General features: G+C 62.7%; 23 protein-coding genes and 1 riboswitch. Of the genes, 8 read left to right on the top strand and 15 right to left on the bottom strand.

Annotated elements, in window-relative coordinates:
* Positions 1 to 24: 24 nt before the first annotated feature.
* The 8 genes from QCE58_RS16460 to QCE58_RS16495 all read right to left on the bottom strand — a co-directional run bounded on the left by QCE58_RS16460 (position 25) and on the right by QCE58_RS16495 (position 7,758).
* Positions 25 to 831 carry an ABC transporter permease gene (locus QCE58_RS16460; protein WP_309779884.1) on the bottom strand — a complete coding sequence of 269 codons (807 nt, stop codon included), beginning with the start codon at positions 829 to 831 and terminating at the stop codon, positions 25 to 27.
* Positions 812 to 1,666 (bottom strand): ABC transporter ATP-binding protein, encoded by an 855-nt coding sequence (locus QCE58_RS16465; RefSeq protein WP_175980146.1) that lies wholly within the window; start codon positions 1,664 to 1,666, stop codon positions 812 to 814. The genes QCE58_RS16460 and QCE58_RS16465 overlap by 20 nt, the downstream gene beginning before the upstream one ends.
* Positions 1,663 to 2,688, bottom strand: a complete 1,026-nt coding sequence (locus tag QCE58_RS16470) for an ABC transporter substrate-binding protein (protein WP_008346612.1) — start codon at positions 2,686 to 2,688, stop codon at positions 1,663 to 1,665. The genes QCE58_RS16465 and QCE58_RS16470 overlap by 4 nt, the downstream gene beginning before the upstream one ends.
* Before the next feature lie 107 nt (positions 2,689 to 2,795).
* On the bottom strand, positions 2,796 to 3,866 hold the full coding sequence (leuB, locus tag QCE58_RS16475) for a 3-isopropylmalate dehydrogenase (protein WP_250441432.1): 1,071 nt from the start codon (positions 3,864 to 3,866) through the stop codon (positions 2,796 to 2,798).
* A gap of 36 nt (positions 3,867 to 3,902) precedes the next feature.
* Positions 3,903 to 4,499: a 3-isopropylmalate dehydratase small subunit gene (leuD, locus tag QCE58_RS16480; protein ID WP_250503912.1), complete on the bottom strand. Its 597-nt coding sequence runs from the start codon at positions 4,497 to 4,499 to the stop codon at positions 3,903 to 3,905.
* Between the two features lies 1 nt (position 4,500).
* Positions 4,501 to 5,931, bottom strand: a complete 1,431-nt coding sequence (gene leuC / locus QCE58_RS16485; RefSeq protein WP_250503911.1) for a 3-isopropylmalate dehydratase large subunit — start codon at positions 5,929 to 5,931, stop codon at positions 4,501 to 4,503.
* Between the two features lie 277 nt (positions 5,932 to 6,208).
* Entirely contained in the window at positions 6,209 to 7,186 is a 978-nt protein-coding gene (locus tag QCE58_RS16490) for a GlxA family transcriptional regulator (RefSeq protein WP_250441430.1), read from the bottom strand.
* On the bottom strand, positions 7,183 to 7,758 hold the full coding sequence (locus QCE58_RS16495; RefSeq protein ID WP_250522504.1) for an isochorismatase family protein: 576 nt from the start codon (positions 7,756 to 7,758) through the stop codon (positions 7,183 to 7,185). The genes QCE58_RS16490 and QCE58_RS16495 overlap by 4 nt, the downstream gene beginning before the upstream one ends.
* Before the next feature lie 211 nt (positions 7,759 to 7,969).
* On the opposite strand from QCE58_RS16495, the gene QCE58_RS16500 reads away from it, so the two are divergent.
* Positions 7,970 to 8,302, top strand: a complete 333-nt coding sequence (locus tag QCE58_RS16500; RefSeq protein WP_008346602.1) for a hypothetical protein — start codon at positions 7,970 to 7,972, stop codon at positions 8,300 to 8,302.
* 34 nt (positions 8,303 to 8,336) lie between these two features.
* Here the strand turns inward: QCE58_RS16500 and QCE58_RS16505 are convergent, their stop codons facing one another.
* Complete coding sequence (locus QCE58_RS16505) at positions 8,337 to 10,547, bottom strand: hypothetical protein (RefSeq protein WP_241814120.1); 2,211 nt, start codon at positions 10,545 to 10,547, stop codon at positions 8,337 to 8,339.
* Positions 10,548 to 10,949: 402 nt separating this feature from the next.
* Between QCE58_RS16505 and QCE58_RS16510 the strand changes: the two genes are divergently transcribed.
* Both QCE58_RS16510 and QCE58_RS16515 read left to right on the top strand, forming a co-directional pair.
* Complete coding sequence (locus QCE58_RS16510) at positions 10,950 to 11,291, top strand: YciI family protein (protein ID WP_250522503.1); 342 nt, start codon at positions 10,950 to 10,952, stop codon at positions 11,289 to 11,291.
* A gap of 259 nt (positions 11,292 to 11,550) precedes the next feature.
* Complete coding sequence (locus tag QCE58_RS16515) at positions 11,551 to 12,909, top strand: epoxide hydrolase family protein (RefSeq protein ID WP_250522502.1); 1,359 nt, start codon at positions 11,551 to 11,553, stop codon at positions 12,907 to 12,909.
* A gap of 83 nt (positions 12,910 to 12,992) precedes the next feature.
* Here the strand turns inward: QCE58_RS16515 and QCE58_RS16520 are convergent, their stop codons facing one another.
* The 6 genes from QCE58_RS16520 to QCE58_RS16545 all read right to left on the bottom strand — a co-directional run bounded on the left by QCE58_RS16520 (position 12,993) and on the right by QCE58_RS16545 (position 17,621).
* Positions 12,993 to 13,223, bottom strand: a complete 231-nt coding sequence (locus tag QCE58_RS16520) for a hypothetical protein (protein WP_144403629.1) — start codon at positions 13,221 to 13,223, stop codon at positions 12,993 to 12,995.
* 326 nt (positions 13,224 to 13,549) lie between these two features.
* Positions 13,550 to 14,827, bottom strand: a complete 1,278-nt coding sequence (locus QCE58_RS16525; RefSeq protein WP_008346592.1) for a curlin associated protein — start codon at positions 14,825 to 14,827, stop codon at positions 13,550 to 13,552.
* A 126-nt stretch (positions 14,828 to 14,953) separates the two neighbouring features.
* On the bottom strand, positions 14,954 to 15,484 hold the full coding sequence (locus QCE58_RS16530) for a hypothetical protein (RefSeq protein ID WP_250522501.1): 531 nt from the start codon (positions 15,482 to 15,484) through the stop codon (positions 14,954 to 14,956).
* A gap of 24 nt (positions 15,485 to 15,508) precedes the next feature.
* The gene (locus tag QCE58_RS16535) at positions 15,509 to 16,441 is read right to left on the bottom strand and encodes a CsgG/HfaB family protein (protein WP_175980154.1); all 933 of its coding nucleotides are present in this window, start codon (positions 16,439 to 16,441) and stop codon (positions 15,509 to 15,511) included.
* Positions 16,442 to 16,459: 18 nt separating this feature from the next.
* A complete protein-coding gene (locus QCE58_RS16540; protein ID WP_008346584.1) occupies positions 16,460 to 16,900 on the bottom strand; it encodes a curli assembly protein CsgF in 441 nt (146 codons plus the stop codon).
* A gap of 58 nt (positions 16,901 to 16,958) precedes the next feature.
* Positions 16,959 to 17,621 carry a curli production assembly/transport protein CsgE gene (locus QCE58_RS16545; protein WP_250520302.1) on the bottom strand — a complete coding sequence of 221 codons (663 nt, stop codon included), beginning with the start codon at positions 17,619 to 17,621 and terminating at the stop codon, positions 16,959 to 16,961.
* A 409-nt stretch (positions 17,622 to 18,030) separates the two neighbouring features.
* Positions 18,031 to 18,130, top strand: a riboswitch (guanidine-I (ykkC/yxkD leader).
* Between the two features lie 60 nt (positions 18,131 to 18,190).
* On the opposite strand from QCE58_RS16545, the gene QCE58_RS16550 reads away from it, so the two are divergent.
* The 5 genes from QCE58_RS16550 to QCE58_RS16570 are packed head-to-tail and all read left to right on the top strand — an operon-like array spanning position 18,191 to position 22,280.
* The gene (locus tag QCE58_RS16550) at positions 18,191 to 19,261 is read left to right on the top strand and encodes a putative urea ABC transporter substrate-binding protein (RefSeq protein WP_008346580.1); all 1,071 of its coding nucleotides are present in this window, start codon (positions 18,191 to 18,193) and stop codon (positions 19,259 to 19,261) included.
* 31 nt (positions 19,262 to 19,292) lie between these two features.
* Positions 19,293 to 20,108: an ABC transporter permease gene (locus tag QCE58_RS16555; RefSeq protein ID WP_175980156.1), complete on the top strand. Its 816-nt coding sequence runs from the start codon at positions 19,293 to 19,295 to the stop codon at positions 20,106 to 20,108.
* Positions 20,105 to 20,896: an ABC transporter ATP-binding protein gene (locus QCE58_RS16560; RefSeq protein WP_008346574.1), complete on the top strand. Its 792-nt coding sequence runs from the start codon at positions 20,105 to 20,107 to the stop codon at positions 20,894 to 20,896. The genes QCE58_RS16555 and QCE58_RS16560 overlap by 4 nt, the downstream gene beginning before the upstream one ends.
* A 15-nt stretch (positions 20,897 to 20,911) precedes the next feature.
* Positions 20,912 to 21,616 carry an urea amidolyase associated protein UAAP1 gene (locus QCE58_RS16565; protein WP_033536001.1) on the top strand — a complete coding sequence of 235 codons (705 nt, stop codon included), beginning with the start codon at positions 20,912 to 20,914 and terminating at the stop codon, positions 21,614 to 21,616.
* 22 nt (positions 21,617 to 21,638) lie between these two features.
* On the top strand, positions 21,639 to 22,280 hold the full coding sequence (locus QCE58_RS16570) for an urea amidolyase associated protein UAAP2 (RefSeq protein WP_008346571.1): 642 nt from the start codon (positions 21,639 to 21,641) through the stop codon (positions 22,278 to 22,280).
* The last annotated feature ends 28 nt before the right edge of the window (positions 22,281 to 22,308 follow it).

Consider the following 22,308-nt stretch of genomic DNA (forward strand, 5'->3'; position numbering starts at 1 on the left):
GTCCCTTCAGGTTGGATCGCGCGTTCACGCGCTGGCGGCAACGGTCTGTCCGGCCACGGGGCGCCAGCGCAGCAGATAGTCTTCGATCATCGATACGGCCGTATCGAGCACTAGCGCGAACACGGTCAGCACCAGAATCCCCGCGATGACCGAGTTGATATCGAACACGCCTTCGGCCAGCAGATTCAGATAGCCAACGCCTTTCTCCGAGCCCAGATACTCGCCCACCCCGCTGCCGACGAACGCGATGCCGATCGCGTTGTGCAGGCTCGAAAACACCCAGCTCGTCGCCGATGGCAGATACACATGCCTCATCAGTTGACGCGAGTTCGCCCCGAGCATCCGCGTATTGGAGAGCACGGTCGGGCTCACTTCGCGCACACCCTGGAACACGTTGAAGAAGACCACGAAGAAGACGAGCGTCACGCCCAAGGCGACTTTCGACCAGATGCCCAGCCCGAACCAAAGCGCGAAAATCGGCGCGAAAATCAGGCGCGGCATGGAGTTCATCGCTTTGATGAACGGATCGAACACGACCGCCAGAAACGGGCTAAGGGCAAGCCAGAGACCGCATCCCAAACCCAGAACCGTGCCGATTGCGAACGCAAGCATCGTTTCGAGCAGCGTCGTGTACAGATGGCGAAACACCGAGCCCGTGACGAACCACTCGACGATGCGACGCGCCACGCCTACCGGATCGCCGAAGAAGAACGGCGACAGCCATTTCTGATACGTGCCGAGCCACCAGATGAACAGCACGCCGAGCAGGATTGCGAGCCGCGTCGCCAGAACGGTGAAGCGATTGCCTGGACTAAACTCGATTGCGCGCATAGCTTTTCAGAACCTCGCCTCTAAGCACGTCCCATATCTGGGTGTGCAGTTGAAGGAAACGCTGCGTCATCCGGATCTCCGACATCTCGCGCGGCCGCTCGAGATCGATCTCGAACTCAGCGATAGGTCGTGTACCCGGTCCCGCCGATAGCACGATGACCCGGTCGGAAAGCGAGATCGCCTCTTCGAGATCGTGAGTCACGAACATCACGGACTTGCGGTCGTTCGACCACAGCCGTAACAGCTCGTTTTCCATCAGATGACGGGTCTGGATATCGAGCGCGCTGAACGGTTCGTCCATCAGAATGATGCGGGGATTGAGCGCCAGGGCTTGCGCGAGACCGGCCCGCTTGCGCATGCCGCCCGACATCTGATGCGGATATTTCTTCCCATGACCTTGCAGCCCTACTCGCTCGAGCCAGCCGCGGGCGACGCTCAAGGCTTCTTCGCGCGGCATCCCGCGAAAGATCAGGCCGATGGCAATGTTCTCTTCGGCGGTCTTCCACGGCATGAGCGCATCGACCTGGAACAGGTAGGCGGCCTGCGTGTTGAGACCGTGAGTCAGTTTCTTGCCGAACACGCTCAGGCTGCCCGACGAAGGCCGGGTAAGCCCGGCGGCAACGTTCAACAGTGTCGACTTGCCGCAACCCGTAGGACCGACGATCGAGACGAACTCGCCGTCTCGTATCGTCAGGCTTCCGCCGGAAACCGCGGTGTAGGTCTGCGCTCTCTTGCCGTTGCCGGCAAAAGTGCAGGTCACGTTGTCGAAGCGTAACGCTTCGCGCGCTTCCGCCTGTCCGCTGTCGAGCGGGACGCTATACGCGGCGGTGCTCATGGCTGGACCTCTGCCGCCTTTCTGACAAATCGATTGTCGTAGGTCGTGGCGAGGTCGATCTTGGCCGAGGCCACCGCCGGGTCGAAGGCCGCAAGCACTTCATGCACCGTTTGGGCGCCCTTGGCCGTGATTTCCCCGTTCTGCGCGATGCAGCGTCGGCTGTTCGTGAAGGCCTCGGCGTAGAGCGCCTTGTTGTCGCCCAGAAACTGCGGCGGCACGTTGTCGGCGACCTGTTGCGGCGTCGCCGTGGCGATCCACTTTTCCGCGCGCACGATCGCATTGGCGACTGCCTGAACCGTCTTCGGATTCTTGTCGATGAAGTCCTGCGTCGCGAATACGCTCGACTCGGGATAGTCCGCCCCGAACACCTTCACGTTGCCGTCCGCAGTACGCATGTTCTCGAGCGGTCTCAGGCTGCCGTCTTTCGTCAGGATCGTGGCACTGGGATCGTTGACGATAAGCGCATCGATTTGCCCCGCACGCACCGCCGCAACGGCGCCGGCCGCCTGCCCCACCCCGATGATCGATACGTCCGAAGGCTGCAGCCCCGCCTTGTGCAGGATGTAGTTGACCGCCATGTGCGTGCTGGAGCCTGGCGCGCTCACGCCGATTCGCATGCCCTTCAAATCCTTGGGCGACTTGACGTCGGTCTCGTGTTTCTGCGATACGCCGAAGATCCATCCCGGGCAAATCACTTGTGCGGCCACCACGACGAGGTGCTGACCCTTCGTCGCCATGGTGATCGTGTTCGAGTACGCGCCCGCCACCATATCGGAGCTGCCGCCCAACAAGGCCTCCAGCGTCTTCGAGCCGCCCGAGAATGCGGCGATGGTTACGTCGAGCCCCTCGTCCTTGAAATAGCCGCGCTGCTTGGCGACGAGCATCGGCAGGTAGGTGATGCCCGTCGACGCCGCCGCGATGTGCAGCTCGGGCTTCTCAGGCGTGTCCTTCGCCACTGCCGTGGCCGATGCGCAAACGAGTCCCACGGCTGCGCACAGTGCAACTGCGAGTTTCAGCTTCATGGTTGTCTCCTCCCTTTCAAGGGATGTGGGTGCGAAAACTGCCCTGCAAGGCTGGCCTTGCGTGATCGTGACGCCGCGCTGCCAGCCGGTCCAGGCCGCGATCCGCCCTAAACGACTTCTTTCTGCAAGGCTTCGACCACTGCATCGCCCATGTCACGGGTGCCGACGCTTTGCGCACCTTCCTGATGGATATCGGCGGTTCTGTAGCCGGCGGACAGCACGGCCCGCACGGCCTGTTCGACGCGCTCGGCGGCGTCTTCCATCTCGAAGCTCTCGCGCAGCATCATCGCGAGCGACAGGATGGCAGCAAGCGGATTGGCGATGTCCTTGCCTGCAATGTCCGGCGCCGACCCATGCACGGGCTCGTACAGCCCTTTGCGGTCGTAGCCCAGCGAAGCCGACGGCAGCATGCCGATCGATCCGGTCAGCATGGCCGCGGCGTCCGACAGAATATCGCCGAACAAGTTGCCCGTGACGATGACATCGAACTGCTTGGGCCGGCGCATCAGCATCATGGCGGCGGCGTCGACGAAGAGATGGCTCAGTTCGACGTCCGGATAGTCCCGCCCGACGCGCGTGACAGTTTCGCGCCACAATTGACTCGCCTCCAGCACGTTGGCCTTGTCCACCGAGCACAGCTTGTGGTGACGTCGACGAGCGGCGCGGAAAGCCGCGTGCGCGACGCGTTCGACTTCCGATTCCGAATAGCGCATCGTGTTGAAGCCGACGCGCTCGCCTGCCTCGTTGGTCTCGAAGCCGCGCGGCTGACCGAAATAGGCATCGCCGTTCAGCTCGCGAACGATCACGATGTCGAGTCCATCGACGACTTCCGGCCGCAAGGTCGAAGCGCCGATCAGTTCCGGGAACATATACGCCGGACGGAAGTTCGCGTACAGCGTGAGCGCTTCGCGCAACTGCAGGAGACCCGTTCCGGGACGACGCTCGCGGGGTATCCCTGCTTCGTCCGCGACGCCTACCGCACCGAACAGGATGGCGTCGGCCTTGCGCGCCACGTCGAGCGTGGGCTGCGGAAGGGGTACGCCGTGCGCCCGGATGCCGGCCTCGCCGATATGCGCCTCCTGGGTCTCTGCATGGGGTGCCACGACTTGCAGCACCTTGAGCGCCTGCGCCACTACTTCCGGACCGATGCCATCACCGGGCATGACTGCAATCTTCATCTGAACTCCTCCAGGTCGTTTTGGAAAGCGCGCGCCTCAATAGGCATCGGCACGATTGCGCTCGAATGCATCGATGCGGTCTCGATGCGAAAGCGTGTAATCGATCTCGTCCATGCCGCGCAGCAGGCATTCCTTCGCGAAGGGCTCCATATCGAAAGGATGCGAAGCGCCATCGGGTAACGTCACGGTCTGCGCGGGCACGTCGATGGAGATCCGGCTGACTGCCCTGCTGCCGAGGCTTTCCAGGAGCGGAAGCACGACGCTCTCCGGCAGCACGATCGGAAGCAGCCCGTTCTTCAGGCAGTTGATGAAGAAGATATCGCCGAAGCTCGGGGCGATCACCGCCCGGATTCCGTAGTCATACAGCGCCCAGACCGCGTGCTCCCGCGAAGAGCCGCAACCGAAGTTGTGGTTCGCCACCACGATGCGCGCCTCGCGAAACGACGCCTGGTTGAGCACGAACTCAGGCTTCTCGGCGCCATCCGGACCGAAGCGCAGCGCACGAAAGAGGAACTGGCCGAAATCGTCGGAGCGGGGTTTTTGCAGGAAGCGCGCGGGCAGGATCTGGTCCGTATCGCAATCGATGCCGGCGATCGGGACGGCGACCGCATCGAGGTGAATCAGGCTTTCCATTTCATGCTCCCAGGAGACGGCGCACATCGGTCAGACGCCCTGTCACGGCAGCGGCAGCAGCCATGGCCGGACTCATCAGATGCGTGCGCACCCCAGGTCCCTGACGGCCCACGAAATTGCGATTCGAAGTGGAAGCGCAACGCTGCCCGGGCGCGGCGATATCGCCGTTGGTTGCAAGGCACATCGAGCAGCCGGGATAACGCCACTGAAAACCGGCTTCCTTGAACACGCGGTCCAGTCCTTCCGCCTCGGCCTGAGCCCGTACCTCGTGCGAGCCCGGCACGACCCACGCCTCGACGCGAGATGCGATGCGGCGGCCGCGCGCCACCTCCGCCGCGCTGCGCAAATCCTCTATGCGCCCGTTCGTGCACGATCCGATGAACACCCTGTCGATCGCCACGCCTTCCAGCGCCGCGTTCGGAGGCAACCCCATGTAGTTCAGCGCTTTCGACATCGCCGCGCGTCGATCCGGGTCGGCTTGTCGCGCGGGATCGGGAACGCGTCCGTCGATGCCGCAGGCGTATTCGGGCGTCGTGCCCCACGTGACCATCGGGGCGATGTCGGAGACGTCGATGTGTATTTCCCGATCGAAGGGCGCGCCCGGATCGGTGAACAAGTCGCGCCATTGCGACATCGCGCGGTCCCACGCATCGCCATCGGGTGCGTAGGGACGCCCCGCGATGTACGCGAACGTGGTTTCGTCCGGTGCGATCATGCCTGCTCGCCCGCCAGCTTCGATGGTCATGTTGCAGAGCGTCAGCCGGCCTTCCATCGACAGGCCGGAGATCGCGGAGCCCGCGTACTCGATGACGTGGCCCACGGCGCCGGCCACGCCGATCCGGGCGATCACGGCGAGAATCAGGTCCTTGGCGGTGACGCCCGTGCCCGGCCTGCCATCGAGTGTGACGCGCATGTTGCCCGACTTGCGTTGCCACAGGCATTGCGTGGCGAGCACGTGAGCCACCTCGGTCGCGCCGATTCCGAAAGCAAGCGCGCCCATCGCCCCATGTGTCGATGTGTGGCTGTCGGCGCAGACGACGGTCATGCCGGGCAAGCTCAACCCTTGCTCGGGCCCGACCACGTGCACGATGCCGCGACGGGAATCGTCCATGTCGAACAGCGTGATCCGAGACTCGGCGGCGTCGCGCTGAAGCGCCTGAATCATGCCGCGCCGCTCCGGGTCGGCCACCGCGGACAGGTCGTTTGCGACGCTGGAAACGTAGTGATCCGCCGTGCCGAAGATGCGCTCGGGGGAGCGTGGCGTCAGGCCGCGCTGACGCAACAGATCGAAGGACTGCGCGGTGACGTCGTGAATGAAATGGCGGTCGATGAACAACAGATCCTGTCCGTCGTCACGCGACATGACCCGGTGACGGTCCCAGATCTTGTCGTAAAGCGTGCGCGGGCGACCCGCTCCTTGTTCGAGTTGCATCGCTTCGTCTCACTCCGTGAATGCGCCGTTTGCGAACGCTTGCGTACGCTCGGCGGGTCGGTGTTGTGAGAGCATCATGCGCCAGACGCACAGCGTTGTACGTGCTATTTCGGCAAGGCACCATCGTGAAATGCGATGCCGGGGCGGCCCCTGCGGTAGACGACGCGATAGTCGAGGTGCAGCCCCGGCTCCATGCTTGCCAGATTCCGACTGTGGACGGCGGCAAAACGGCAGACGGGAAGCGGCGAGATATGCCCGGCGGCGGGTTCCGATGCGTTCAGTCGACAGAAGATTCGAGCTCCGAACCGCTGCGAAACCGCGCGGGCGACACGTCGTGATACCGCCGCCACACGCGCCGAAAATCCCGGACGGATGCGAAACCGGATTCCTCCGCCACGCGCTCGATGTTGTAGTCCGACTGCGCGAGCAAGCGCTGCGCGCTCGCCACCCGCAGACTCTGCTGATACTCCAGTACGGTGACGCCCGCGTGCTCCGCAAACAGGCGGCTCAGATGCCGCTGGCTCACATGCGCGGCACGCGCGAGTTCGGCGACGCTCCAGTCGCGCGCAGGGTTTTGCGCGATGGCATCCTGCGCGCGATGCACCGCCGGATGCATGTGATTCCGATGCGCAAGCCACGGCGAAAGCTGCACGTCGTCGCCTGCACGGCGCTGATAGACCACCTGACGGCGTGCGATATCGGCGGCGCGCTCGGCTCCCGCATAGTGCTCGATCAGATACAGCGACAGGTCGATACCCGCGGTGATTCCGGCGCTCGTCAGCACATCGCCGTCATCGACGAACAGGCAGTCGTATTGCACGCGCGCCGTCGGTTCCGCGCGCGCGAGTTCATCGACGAGTCCGAAGTGCGTGGTGCAGCGCCGTCCCGCAAGCAGCCCCGCGCGCGCAAGCAGGAGCGCGCCGGAACAGATGCTGGCGATGCGCGTGTCTTCGGCCGGGGCGCATCGAAGCCACTGCGCGACCGTATCGAACGGCGCGTTCGCGCCCGGCTCCGGCGACTCCGTGCTGCCGACGACCATGACGAGACTGTTCCGCGGCAGCCTGTCGGGCAACGGTTCGATACCGTCGATGAAGGTGCCGAGCGACGTCGCCGCCCGCTCGAGCGGGCCGCAGTGATGCAGCGCGAAAGGCCCGCCGGCTTCGGCCGCCATTCGCATCGCCTCGGCCGGGCCGGCATAGTCGAGCATCAGCACGGGCGGCGTCAGCACGAACCATACGGATATCGGCGGAATCATGCAGCTTTTGCCGTGCGCCACGCAGCGAGCGCGTCGTCGGTTGTGGCGATGCGCGCGAAGCGTCCCTGCAGCACGAGTTCCGTATGCGCCTTGATCTCGGACGTCGAGTAGACGCGGCCGCTGATGGCGTGAGTCATCGGAAACGTGAGGCTAGCCTCGGTCACGTAGTCGACGGCATAGCCGATGTCCGAGGCGACTCGCGTCGTCGTCTCGCAGCACTGTTCGGTGCGGATGCCCGCGATCACCAGATGATCGATCTGGCGCCGGCGCAGCCACAGGTCCAGGCCGGTATCGGTGAACGCGTTGTGCGTGTGTTTCTCGAAGACGACATCGGGCGAAGCGGGCAACCAGTCCAGCGGCTTCACGAAGCCCGATTCTTTCTTGAACGGTCCGGCCTTGCCGACATGGAAGATATGAACCACCGGAACGCCGGCTTCGCGCGCGCCGCGGTCGAGGCGCAGTACGGCTTCCTTGAAAGCCGGCAGATCCGTGTCGGACCAGTCGGGCATGTGGCGAAACGATTCCTGAACGTCGATGATGACGAGAGCGGAGCGGCGTTGGTCAGCGGTCATTTTTGGCCTCGATGATTGAACGTGCAATCATCATAATGCCCCGTCAACCGCGCAGGAAAGAGCATTACGCGTCATCTTTGCGGACAAAATCCGCCATCACGAGCCCATAAGTTCGTCGGGCAGCATCGCGAGTATCCATGCCGCTGGGTTGCGACCGGATGCGGCCAGCCCTACACTTGGCTACGCGCATCGCGCGCGGGAGCAACGTGTCATGGTCGAAGTCCTCGTCATTCTCCAGCTATCCATATCGGCCGCCGAGCGCGATGCCGTCATGCGCGCCGCCCCGCCGACGCAATCCATCTCGAACCGCGTCTACGTGAGCACCGCGGATGCTTCGGCCGTTCCACGCATCGCGTCGATGCACGGCGTCGCCAGCGTGCTGACGCACGCGGAATCGTCGGTGAAGCAGTCGAACGGGCTCGACGATACCGAAGCGCTTTTCGTCGATGCATGGATGTCGCGGCTCGGCCAGGTCAAGACGCGCCGTGGCGATCAGCTCGACTGGGACACGCCGCCGATGCAACCGCCCGATCCGAAGCGGTGACGCATCGGCCGCGTGGACCCCTAGCCCATCGCGCTCAGGAAACCGATCCGCCTCCGAGTGCTTCCATCGTGAGTTCCGGTTGCGGCGCGGGCGCATCGCCGGGTTGCGGACTGCCGCCGAAGTATCCGCCGCCGAACGCGTTGCCGCCGCCGGCGGTAGGGGTGCGGGTCGCGGTCGAAGTCGACGCGAGGCCGCCGCCGTTCGACGAACCGCCGCCGACGCCCGCGAGCCTGCCCGAATCCGGGGCCGATACCGCCGTGCCCTCGCCGTTCACGCTCCCCATTCCATAGCCCGCTTCCCCTGCCAGCGTGGCTGCGCCGGGACCGCCCTTGCCATCCTCGTAAGAATCGAACGCCGATGCCGATGCGCTCGCCATGCCGCCGTAAGAAGCCGCGACCGATGATGGCGTCGGACTCTGCGCGCCGGAGCCCGGCACTACGTCGAGATCGACGAGCCGCATGCCTTGCGCCGAGACCTCTTCCCATTTCGCGACGAAGTGCTGCCAGTCGGCGCCGGACCACAGGTAGTACGCATCCGCGCCGGGCAGCCAGACGCCCGAGAAGCGCTGACCTTGCGCGGACTGCGTGATCTCGATATCGACGAGACGCAAATTCTGCTGGGCGAGCTCCTGCCACTTCGCGACGAAGTTGTTCCAGTCCGCATTGACCCAGAGATAATGACCGCCCGTGCCCTGCCGCCACACGCCGAAGAAGCGCTGCTCGTTGCCCACGTCGACGATCTTGAGATCGATGAGACGAAGGTTCTGATCCGCGAGCTGCTGCCACTTCGCGACAAAGCTGTTCCAGTCGGCGTTGATCCAGAGATAGTAGCCATCGTCGCCGGGCAGCCAGACGCCCGAATACAGCAGCGTGCCGTTGACGTTCTGCACTTCGAGATCGACGAGCCTCAACCCCTGGGCGCCCAGCTCCTGCCATTTGGTGATGAAGTCCGCCTGATTCGCGTTGACCCAAAGGTAATAGCCGCCCGTGCCCTCGCGCCAGACGCCGTGGAATCGCTCGGAACCGTTCTCGCGCGTGATCTTGAGATCGGCGAGACGCAGATTCTGCTCCGCGAGTTGCTGCCATTTCGCGACAAAACTGTTCCACGATGCGTTGACCCACAGATAGTGCGCGTCGTTGCCCTGCCGCCATACGCCGGTGTAGGTCTGTGTAACGAGCGGAAAGCCGAGATGGAACGGCGTGTGCACGCACATGTTCCAGGTGTTGCCCTTCATCAGACAATCGACGCCGCCCCCTGGCGCGCAATTCGCGCAGTTGGCGTTCGGTTTGAAGTACACGCCCCACGATCCGCCGCAGTTGCAGCCGCTCGCCGCGTATTCGTCCGGCGCGCCGAAAATGTGCCCGCTTTCGTGCGCGAATACGCGGTCGATGTTGTCGGGGCCCCATCCATCGTTGTCGTAGTTCATCACGAGACGCGGGCCGCCGATCGACGCATAAGCAAAATGCCCGAGCGGATACTTGGTGAAGAAGCCGCAATACGTCCAGTCGGTGCCGAGATCGGTGCGCAGCTTTTCGATGTACGCCGTCACCGCGCCCATGCCCGTGCCGTAGCCGAGCTGCGTCATCGCGGGATCGCGCCACAGCGTCTCTTTTTCATCGAAAGTCAGCGTGTCCGCGCCGGGCTGCACCTCCACCGCGACGATCTTGATGTCGTACTTGAAGGTCAAGCCTTCCGGGTTTTGCGTCGCCAGCCAGCTCAGTCCGTTCTGCACTTCGGCGACGACCTTCGTACGCTCGTCCTGCGAAAACTTGAGATTGTCGTTCGGTCCTTCCACGATCACGATTCCCACCGCGACCGAGCCGGTCAGACGCTGGCTCGTCGGCGCGCCCGCCTGCGCCATCGCCCTTTCGGCGCGCTCCCTGGAGTCTTCGGGCGGAGTACACGAATACTGCATTTCCTCGCTGGAATCCCACGATTCGCCCTCGCGCGGACGCGATGACTTCGCGGTCCGATACGCGCTCGATTCGCGCAAGGCGAACGCGTTGTAGCCCAACTGCTCCGTCGCCGACAGCGAGTCGACCACCATCGCGGATGCCTGCAGCGATTCGTACGCCAGCGCCTTTGCGGCGGGTTCCGCCGATTCCTCCATCACGATCACGCGCGAACCGTAGACATGCACGACACGGCGGCTCGATGTGGATTCGGGATGACGCCGCGCCTCGGCGAATGCGCCTGTCTCGGGCAAGATCACGACACGTTCACGAATGTTGATATCACCGGCCATTTCAACCTCCTTTGAAGAGATAGGGATTTCCTGGAAGGCCATTGAGTAAGGGGTCTTCAGGAAGCGCGTGTTGAACACGCTCGTCGTCTGCGCGCCATCAGGTCAGCTCGCAGTGATCGGGATGCCGAAGAAATACAGCCTCGATCGAAGGGACGCGCCGCGATACGGCGCCCATGATTCGCGTTCTTCGTCAGAATGGGCGCAACGGTTTTTTGAGGGCCGCATTGCGAAGATCGTCCGCTTACCTTGCAGCGCGCGTTTTTATCGGCACCTTAGGTAAGACGCGTTCGCTCGGCCCGATTGAAAGCCTAGTAATCTTTCGATGCGATTTTTATTCTTTTTTCGCGCCGTTCCAGTGGCCTTTCGACGCGGGAGGCCGACTCACACCCGGAGGATCGAACGATGACGAAGTACCTAATCTCCTTCCCTGCATCGGCGATGCACGTCTCCGATGAAGACATCGACGCGGTCGGCGAAGCGGCACGCGCGGTCATCAGAGAGGCGAAGGAAGCGGGCGTCTATGTGTTCGGCGGCGGTATCAATGGGAACGTGACGCCGCTGATGGTCGCCGCCGACGGCACCGTCACGAACGGGACGTATCCGCAGACGAAAGAGTTCGACGGCGGCTTCTGTGTGCTGGAACTTCCATCGCGCGAAGCGTCCGTCCAATGGGCCGCTGACATCGCCAAAGCCTGCCGCTGTGCGCAGGAACTCCGCGAGTTCGGGTACGACCCGGAGAGCTGACACGCTCAACCAAGGCGACGACTGCCGCAACTTGTATCGCAACGTATCGGCGGCGGCTGCGGATACGCGCGATTACACAACGCCTCGATTTCGACACGCACGGGATACGTCGGCGCGCTTCAATACTTCCATCGCGCAGCAGTGCGGGATCCGCCGTATTACGTATGCAACGCGATCCGAGCCGAACGATCGTGTTCGAAGCGCAGTACGCGTGACGGAGTCGGCCGCCGAAATAGCTTCGCCTTCATCAGGAGTTCTCATGTCATATAACAAGACGCTTCCCAAGTCGCCGTCGCGCCGCCGCTTCGTCGAGGTTGCGGCGGCCGGTATCGCAGCGGCATCGCTGAACAAGCTTGCGTTTGCTGAACCGAACTCATCGATCGTCTCAGTCGCGAAGACCGCGAATATCGACAAGGAAGCGATTCGTCCGCTTCGCGTGCATGTTCCCGAAGCGCAACTCACCGATCTGCGCCGCCGCATCAAGGCAACGCGCTGGCCCGAGCGCGAGACCGTTTCCGACGAATCGCAAGGCGTGCCGCTCGCGATGATGCAGGAACTCGCGCGCCACTGGTCCACGGACTACGACTGGCGCAAGTGCGAGGCGAAACTGAACGGCTATCCGAATTTCATCACCGAGATCGACGGGCTGGACATCCACTTCATCCACGTTCGCTCGAAGCACGAGAACGCGATGCCGCTCATCGTCACGCACGGATGGCCCGGATCGGTGATCGAGCAATTCAAGATCATCGATCCGCTGACCAATCCCACGGCACACGGCGCGAGTGCGTCGGATGCGTTTCATCTCGTGATCCCGTCGCTGCCGGGCTATGGCTTCTCGGGCAAGCCGACGGCGACCGGCTGGGGACCCGAGCGCACCGCACGCGCGTGGGTCACGCTCATGAAGCGGCTCGGATACGACAAGTTCGCGGCGCAAGGCGGCGACCTCGGCGGCGTGGTCGCCAACGTGATGGGCAAGCAGGCGCCGCCCGAGTTGCTCGGCATTCACGTCAACTTCCCGGCGACCGTTCCCGCCGATATCGCCAAAGCGCTGCAGGCAGGCGATCCGCCACCTGCGGGCCTCAACGATGAAGAAAAGCACGCGTACGAGCAGCTTGCCAGCGCCGCAAGAAAACGCCGGGCGTACGCGCTGGAAATGGGCACGCGCCCGCAAACGCTCTACGGCATCGCGGATTCGCCGACAGGTCTTGCCGCATGGCTGCTCGATCATGGCGACGGCTACGTGCAGCCTGCGGCGGCGCTGACTTCGGCGGTGTTCGCGCGCGACGTCAACGGCGAATCATCAGGGGCGATGACGCGAGACGATATTCTCGACGACATCACGCTCTACTGGCTGACGAACACGGGTGTCTCGTCCGCGCGCTTCTACTGGGAATCGCACTTCAACTTCCTTGCGGCCGCCGACGTATCGGTTCCCGCGGCCGTGAGCGTGTTCCCGCGCGAGAACTATCAGGCGCCGCGAAGCTGGACGGAGCGCGCTTATCACAACCTCATCTGGTACAACCGGCTCGACAAGGGCGGACACTTCGCGGCGTGGGAACAGCCGGACCTGTTCGCCGGGGAAGTGCGTGCGGGGTTGAGGTCGTTGCGCACGTGAGCGCGTGCTGGGCCACATCGCAAGACGAACGTTCAGCGCGTCGACGGCATGTCCGCGATCGCATCCCGCTTCGTGATCCACGCCTAATAAGCGATGCGCGTAACCACGCTGAAGGACATATCGTTCTGTTCCAGGCGTGCAGTCATTGCCTCGCGTGCGTCGGCATTGGTCGGAACGTCCAGGTAGCTCTTGCCCGCAAAGCCCGGCTCGAAACTTACTTCGGCTTCGTCGGCAATCGCCTGAAGAATCTCATGCTCGGCGGATTGAACGAGCTGGTCGTCATCGGTATGGCTTACTGCGAAGCAGGTGAGCATCGTTTGACCCCTTGCGATTGTGCTGTGACGCTGATGCGTCTCGACTGCGAAACGGGCGAGCGCCTGCGTGGCGCACAAGTGCCGACGCATCTATTGTCGCCTCGGATGAGCGACATGATTACTCGACAAAAAGTCAGTGGTGCCGAGATCGAAACAGGCGGAATACAGTCAGCTTCCTCGTGAATTGCCGGGCTAGAATTTTGGGCTCGTGTACGGCCGATGGCACCGATCGGCCAATTCGCGACATCGCGTGAATGAAACAGCGGCGAGCGGTACTTTCGAACCGCTCGCCGCCCGCCATACCGCCATTCGTTGCGCCGCGTTCCTTACTTCTGAACGACGACAGCCTTGTTGAACGAACCGCCCTGCGTGATCGCAGCCGCATTGCCGATACCGCTCTGAGTCACGGAGCCGTAGTTGGCGTTGCCGATCTGGACGATCGAAGCCGTGTTATACGCACCGGTTTGCGAAGCATCCGCGGAGTTGAAGTAGCCGACTTGCGTTAGCGTCATGTCTTCGTGCGAGCCCGACTGCTTGCCCTTCGCTTCGTTGAAGCCGCCGCCCTGACCGGCCAGCAGCGTCGATTCAAACGCGCCTTGTTGCGTCAGATCCATGTTGTTGTTCGAACCGACCTGAACCGCGGCTGCCAGGTTGCTGCCGCCATCCGTCTGATGAACAGCCGCCGTGTTGCGATCGCCCGCCTGAACGACATACGTGTGATCGTTGGCTTCGCGATACTGATCGACGTATGCCGTGTTGTAGGCCGAGCCGGTTTGCAGGATCGTCGTCGTTTCGTTGGTCGCGTTGCCTTGCGTCACCTGCGCATAGTGCGGTGCGCCTGCGCCGCTCTGGTCGATGGTGGTCGTGTTGCCGCCGCCGTTTTCCGAATGCACTTGCGCGCGGGCGAAGTCGGCCTGCCTGATCGACACGTTGTCGCCGATTTCCGAAACCTGCTCGATCTTGCCGTCGTTATGATCGCCGATCTGATCGATGCGAGCCGAGTTGTAGCCGCCATTCGTCTGCGTCACGGTCGCGATGCCGTTCTTGTTGCCTTGCAGGATGTCGACGCGGTTGCCGATCGTGGTCGTCTGCGTGACCGTCGCTTTTGCGCCGTCGCTCACGCCTGCCGTCTTGCCGGTGCCTTGATCGATGTTGACCGTGTTCCAGCTCGAGCCGGTGCGATTGATGGTCGCCGAGTCGTTCTTGCCGAATTGCGTGACCGTGTCCTTGTCGTACGACGAAGCCGTCTGCGTCACGTTCACCGTGCTGTTGCTGCCCGTTTGCTTGATGGTGGTCTTTTCACCGATCGCCTGCTGCTGCGTGAGCGTCGCGCTCAGCTTCGATTCGCCCGAAACGCGTGCCGCGTTTTGCTGGATGTCGGTCACGTTGGCGCCGCCGTTGCTCGAAGTAACGGTCGCGCTCGAACCGTCGCCGTTCTGCTGGACCTTCACGCGGTCATGGCTGGACGCCGTCTGCGTCACGCCAGCAGTGTTGCCGTTGCCATACTGCTCGACGATCGCGCCTTCGCCGACCGACGCTGCAAAAGCCGACGTCGATGCCAATGCTGCCAGACCCATAGCGATGATGATTGCCTTCACTTTCATTTTTATGCCTCGTTGACTTGATGTTTTTTGCACGTAGATTCGTAACCCTAACGGACGTCAACCCCCGCTGACGCCCGGCCCTGCACACTCACACACCTACCTGTACTGCGTGGTCTCCTCGCCTGCCTACTTCATCAGAACCGCAGCCCGGGCGCCGCCCGTCTGCGTAACCGATAATCCTGAACCGTTCCTGCTCTGCAAGATCGAAATCTCGTTCTTGTTGCCGAGCTGCGTCACCGACGACGACATCGAATTCCCGACCTGCGTGACCGTTGCTTCGTTACCGCTGCCGTTCTGCATCGCGATCGACCGGTTGTACTGACCCGACTGATATCCGGCGTAAAGATTGGCGGCGCCGCTTTGCTGAAGCACGGTCCAGTTGTCGTTGCCGGCCTGCGCCGTCGCCGCCGCGTTCGCGATGCCGATCTGGTTGGCCATCAAGCCGTTATGTCCGGCCTGAATCGCGTCGAGACGATTACCCTGGCCGTGTTGCGACACGCGAGCGACTTGCGTCGCGCCGCCGAAGCCCGGTTCCGGCGGACCGAAATCCGAGACCGACGACAGGTCCGCCGCATACACCGCGAGCGAGACGACCGCGCCGAGCGCCGCGCACACAGCGACCTTCGATGCGCGCATTGGCGCACGCGATGCTTTCATGCTGATCTCCTTCGCTGAGACTGATTAACTGCCGATGGTCTTCGGCGGATCGATTCTCACCGGGCTATACGACGGGTTCACGTCTTCCATCGTCTGCGCGTAGCCCTGGTTTTCCTGCAGATATCGCTGCATCGTCGGGTCGTACCAGTCCTTCGTGTCCTTGAGCGCCCACGACTGGTTCGCGACGCCTTGCACGATCAGATGCACGAGCGCCGATTCGATCGCTTCGTTCACGCACAGCTGCTGCGGCTCGTTGCGCGTCATGCCGGCTTCGGCCTGCAACAGATCCTTGAAGCCGATGAAGCGATACACGCCGGTATCGACCTGAATCGAATAGATGGTCTTGGTCGTCGACACGCTGTTGAGTATCGTGCCGTTGCGGATATCCACGGCGCGCAGGTTCACCGTCACTTGATCCACGCGATATTGTTGGGATGCCGAAATACCCAGATACGCGATGCCCGCGCCGCCCGTGCGAATGTTCGTGTCGTAACCGACGATGCCGCCTTCCAGCACGATGCTCGCCGGTGCGAGCGCGCCGATCTGCGGTATCGCGTTCTTTTTGTCGTCCGGCGTTTCCAGCGCGCGCATGATCTTGCGTTCGGTCAGGAGGTCCTGAAGGTTTTCGCGCTCGACGGGCGTGAACCAGCCGGAATCGCGCATCGCCTTCACGAGAAACGAAGCGCCGCCCTGCGTCACCTGCGACGAGAACGAGCTGTCCGGCGACGGCTTGTACTGGCCCGTCAGATCGCGAAAACCGTACACGGCCGCGACGATGCGCCCTTTCGGCGGCGGCAGGTGCGTGAGGTCGCGCGTCACGCGCGTCGGCGGCGTGAGCGTCGCGTTGCCCGCCGAAGGCATCGGCGTCGTGACGCAGCCGGTCAACAGCATCGTTGCAAGGAGCGTGGCGCCCAGTGCCGCGCGCGTCGCCAGTGTCGTGATAGCTTCTTTGTCCATGTCGTATGCGCGCTCGCGTTACTGTCCGTTGCCGACGACGAAGGTCGTCGAGGCACCCGTGGTCTTGTCGGTCGTCGTCACTTGCAGATTGCCGCCGGTAACTTGCGTGATCGCAATCGAGAAGTTGCCCGTGTTGATCGTGCCGGGATGCAGCGTGCCGTCCGTGCCGACGATCGAGCTCGATATCGACGACGCGACGCGCGACAGAATCGCCTGCTGCAATTGCGTGTTGAACTGGTCGAGCGTGGACTGGCTGCTCGTACCGAGGTTCTCCGTCGACGGATCCTTGTACTTGTTCTGCGCGTTCGCCTCGTTGAGCAGATTCGTCCCGTTCAGCGGATTGCCGCCGAAGTTCGGATTCACCGGTTCATACACAAGCGAAGTGGCTTGCGCGGCGATAACCGGCATCGCAAGCGCGCAAGCGAGCAACGCGCGTTTCAAGAGCGCATTCGTTTTCATTGCGGTTTCCCCGTATTTTTTGGCCTTACTGCATCGATTTTTTTATGATGCGATTTTTTTATAGTTCGTCCATCGCCATGTCGGCGTCGCGGAACAGCAGACGGGTCAGGTCCGCCTGCATCACGTTCTGAAAGGCGATCTGCGCCGCGCCTTCGGCAATCGGCTTCACGTTCGAGCGCGCAATCGGCAGGAACGCCTGGAAAACGCGACGCTGGCCGTACTCCACCCACACGAGACTGCCGTAGCGCGGCGACGGCCGCTCGTGCACCGAAACGATGTAGCGCTCGGACAGCGGGATGGCGCCCCAGGCCTGCGCGAACCAGGTGTAGAAGTCCTGCCCCGCGAGCGTCACCGTGTCGGTCGTGACCACGCCGCCGAGCGTATCGTCGAGCGCTTGCTTGCCTTCGATATCGACGGTGCGCGAGCGTGCCGTGCCGGCGAGGGTGGCGCTCTTGTCGAGCGACGATGCGGCATTCACCGTGCCGCGCGGCGTGAGAGGCGCGCCATTGGCGGCCGGCAATTCGCCGGTGTTGCCGACCGGACCGGGCGTCGGCGTGCTGGGCAGCGAGATGAGCGGTTGAGCCTGAGACGCCGTGTTCACGTGCGCGGCCGGCTGCGTTTCCGCATCCTGCGCATTCGCATTGATCGCGCCGATCGAAACCCCGATGCACACTGCGATGACCCGCCCTTTGACAGGCGCGTTGTTCTTCTCACGCTGCATGACTTCCCCGTATGTCTTTGGCCGCTATGGTGCTGCCTTCAGACGGTCTGTTTTAAACGCTTCGTTTTTATTTGTACGACGAGACGGATTCTCCGTAATAACCGGTAATGGCTATGTTGTCCGCGCCACATTCATGCCAAGAAAATCGCAAGCAACGACGCATCGGCTGAAAGCGTTGCGCCGATGTTTTCGCGCGTCTACCCAAGGAAACGTTTGCTGGCAACCAGGGACGACGCCCGATGTTGGTGCAGCCGATACATCAAACGTGCGCCGCTTTCACCGCGGATGGGCAATGCGCTCCGTCCGAACCTGCGCAACGCCGCCAGCAGCCATAAAAACTATTGGCACGATTCCCGCTTAGAGGGGATGGCAAGGAGCCGGCGCATCATCCGGTTCATCGAACAATCTGGAAATGGACGGCTAGGGTTCCGGTCTGCTTCACGCGGATGCTGGTCCGAGAGCTGTCGACCTCAGGCGAGGTTACACGGCGGGATAAAAGCCCGGGAGAGAACGCGATGAGTCGCGCTGCTCCCTTGCCGTCGCCAACCGTCTCCTTCGAGGTCAACCTCATGCGCAAGCTCGCTCGCTTTCTTGGCATCGCCGCACTCTCCGTCGCCGCTTTCGCGTCCAGCGCCGCATCCGCCGCGCCGCGCAACGACTTCAAGGTCTGCTGGACTATCTACGCGGGCTGGATGCCGTGGGGCCAGGCCAAGACGCAGGGCATCGTCTCCAAGTGGGCGAAGAAGTACGGCATCAATATCGATGTCGTCCAGCTGAACGACTACGTCGAGTCCATCAATCAATACACGGCCGGCAAGTTCGACGGCTGCGCGATGACCAACATGGACGCGCTCACGATCCCGGCTTCGGGCGGCGTGGACTCGACGGCGCTGATCGTCAGCGATTACTCGAACGGCAACGACGGCGTGCTCATGAAGGGCAAGGGCAAGCAGATCGCCGATCTCAAAGGCCAGCAGATCAACCTCGTCCAGTTCTCGGTCTCGCATTATCTGCTCGCACGCGCACTCGAAAGCGCGCACATGAGCGAGCGCGATCTCAAGGTCGTCAACACGTCCGACGCCGATATCTCCGGCGCATTCGCCACGCCCACCGTGCATAACACGGTCACATGGAATCCGATGCTCGCCGACCTGAAGGCGCAGCCGAACGTCACCGAAGTCTTCGACTCCAGCAAGATTCCCGGCGAGATCATGGACATGATGGTCGTCAATACGAAGACGCTGAAGGACAACCCGGCGCTCGGCAAGGCATTGACCGGCGCATGGTTCGAGATGGTCGCGCTGATGCACGGCGATTCCCCCGAAACCACGAGCGCGCTGACTTCGATGGCCAAGGCGTCCGGCACCGATCTCGCCAACTTCAAAGGCCAGCTCTCGACCACCGCCCTCTTCTACACGCCGAAGGCCGCGCTCGAATTCGTGACCAGCCCCGACATGCCGAAGATCATGACGCGCGTCGCCAAGTTCTCGTTCGATCACGGCCTGCTGGGGCAAGACGCGAAGAGCGCGGATGCCGTCGGCATGGCGTTCGACAAGGGCGTCGTCGTCGGCAACAAGAACAACGTGAAGCTGCGCTTCGATCCGGCCTACGTCGAGATGGCGGCGGCCGGCAAGCTCTGAGCGCTTCAGGTTCTACTACATGGCGGCCAACATGCGACTCATCAATCGACATCCGAGCAGGACCGGCGCGCTGATGCTGTTACTGCTGCCGTTCGTCGTGCTGCTCGCGGTGTATTTCACCGGCTCTTCGATGCGGCTCGCCGACAATCCCGACGACAAGCTGTTGCCGAGCGCGACGCAGATGAGCGATGCGATGAAGTCGGCCGCCTTCACCGAAGACAAACGCACCGGCGAGTATCTGCTCTGGACCGATACCGCGTCGAGCTTGCGAAGGCTCGGCATCGGGCTCGTCGTGAGCGCGGCCATCGCGCTCGTTGCGGCCATCGCGACGGGATCGTTTCCGCTCGCAAGCGCGACGCTTTCGCCGTTCATCACCGTCATATCGATGGTGCCGCCGCTCGCCGTGCTGCCGATTCTCTTCATCGTCTTCGGTCTCGACGAACTGTCGAAGGTCGTGCTGATCGTCATCGGCATCACGCCGATGATCATTCGCGATCTGCACGCGCGCGCCGCCGAAATCCCGGCCGAGATGTGGATCAAGGCGCAGACGCTCGGCGCGAACAGTTGGACGCTTGTTCTGCGGCTCGTGCTGCCGCAGCTTCTGCCGCGTCTGCTCGTCGCGATCCGGCTTTCGCTCGGCGCCGCATGGCTCTTTCTCATTGCAGCGGAAGCGATCGCATCGACCGACGGGCTTGGCTATCGCATCTTTCTCGTGCGGCGCTATCTGTCGATGGATCTCATTCTTCCCTACGTCGCGTGGATCACGCTGCTCGCGTGGCTCACCGACGAACTGCTGCGTCGACTCACGCAGTGGTGCTTTCCGTGGTACGGCGGAGGCGCGCGATGATCGTCGTTCGCAACGTATGGAAAAACTACGGCGATCAGGTCGTGCTGGAACGGCTGAATCTCACCGTGAAGGAAGGCGAATTCTGTTCGATGGTCGGCGCGTCCGGCTGCGGCAAGTCCACGTTTCTGCGCCTGCTGCTCGGACAGGAACGGGCGACGCGCGGCGAGATTCTGCTCGACGGCGAACCGCTTCCCGCCGAACCGGACGCGCATCGCGGCGTCGTGTTTCAGCGCTACTCGGTCTTCGATCATCTGAGCGTGCTGCGCAACGTGATGCTCGGTCTCGAACTGCCGCGCGCGAAATTCACGGGACGGCTCTTCGGCGCACAACGACGCGCCGCACGCGACGAAGCCGCCGCGATGCTCGAACGCGTGGGTCTTGGCGCGGCGCTCGACAAGTATCCGCAGCAACTTTCGGGCGGCATGCAGCAACGGCTCGCCATCGCGCAGGCGCTGATGATGAAGCCGCGCGTGCTGCTGCTCGACGAACCCTTCGGCGCGCTCGATCCCGGCATCCGCAAGGACATGCATGTGCTGTTGTCGGAGTTGTGGCGCGAATCGAAGCTCACGATTTTCATGGTCACGCACGACCTCAAGGAAGGCTTCACGCTCGGCAGCCGCGTGCTCGTCTTCGACAAGGTGCGCGTCGATCCGCAAGCGCCCGGCGCGTACGGCGCGCGCATCACCTACGACATTCCGCTCGACCGCACGCGCGCCTCGGCATCGGCGGTGCATATGGCGCAGGCCGCGGTGCAGGGCGCATCCAGCATCGAACTCGTCTCCGACTAAAGGAAGCTCTACGCCATGACAGTGTTACTCGAAGAAACGGTCCCCGGTGGCGGTCATGCATCGCTGATCGTCAAGCGCGGACAGTCGCTCTGCATCACCGATATTCGCGGCGGCGCGAACGTCAGCGTGATGATGGTCAACGCGGCCGAAAAGAGCGAGCGGCTCAATCTGCCGGATTCGCTGAAGTGCCAGCACACCGCGAAGCTCACCACGGGCCATTGCCTCTATTCCGACATGGGGCGCGTCCTGGCCGCCATCGTCGCGGATACATGCGGCTGGCACGACAGCATCGGCGGGGTATCGAATGCGCAGGAAGTGTTCGAACGATACGGCGCGGGCCGCTATCAGGAGTTGCGCAACGGCTTCTATCGCAATGGCACCGACAACCTGCTCGTCGAGATGAGCAAGTGGGGCCTCGACGTTTCCGACCTGCTGATGACGCTCAATCTCTTCAGCCGCATCGACGTGACGAGCGATGGCGCGCTCGCCTTCGTGCCCGGCAATTCGAAAGCGGGCGATTACGTCGAACTGTATGCGCCGATGAACACGCTCGTCGTGCTGACCGCGATCCAGCATCCGCTCGACCCGCATCCCGAATACTCGCCGAAGCCCGTCAAGCTGGAACTGAAGGAATCGCATCCGGAAGTCGCGGAAATCTGCCGTACCGCATGCGAAGAGAACGTGCGCGGCTTCATCAACACCGAACGCTTTTTCCTTTGAGCGAACCTGAGAGATGAGCAACATGACCCAAGCGCTTACCGTCAGTGAAAAACATCCAGAAAGCGCGGTGTATCGCGAAACGCTCGCCGCGGGCGAACCGTGGCTGCATGAAGTGAAAGCGGGGCAGACGCTGCGCATCGTCGATCTGGAGGGCAATCAGGCCGTCGATACGCTCTTCTACAGCCTTCACGATCCGCGCGAACGCTTCGATCCGCAACGCACGTTGCGTCGGCAGCAGAGCCTCTATCTGACGTCCGGCTCGGTGCTGTATTCGAATCTCGGCAATCCGATGCTGACGATCGTCGCCGATACCTGCGGCCGTCACGACACGCTCGGCGGCGCATGTGCGCAAGAGAGCAACACGGTGCGTTATGCGCTGGAAAAGCGCTACATGCATAGCTGCCGCGACAACTTCCTGCGTGCATGCGCGCACGACGGACGGCTCGCGAAGCGCGATATCGGCGCGAACGTCAACTTCTTCATGAACGTGCCGGTGACGGCCGAAGGCGGCCTGACCTTCGAAGACGGCATCTCGGCGCCGGGCAAGTATGTCGAGCTGCGCGCGGAGATGGACGTCATCGTGCTGATCTCCAACTGTCCGCAACTGAACAATCCGTGCAACGCCTATAACCCGACACCCGCGGAGCTGATCATATGGAACTGAAGCGCATTCGCAGCTGGATCTATCACGT

The sequence above is a fragment of the Caballeronia sp. LZ028 genome, assembly GCF_031451415.1.
Classification (GTDB): Bacteria; Pseudomonadota; Gammaproteobacteria; order Burkholderiales; family Burkholderiaceae; genus Caballeronia; species Caballeronia zhejiangensis.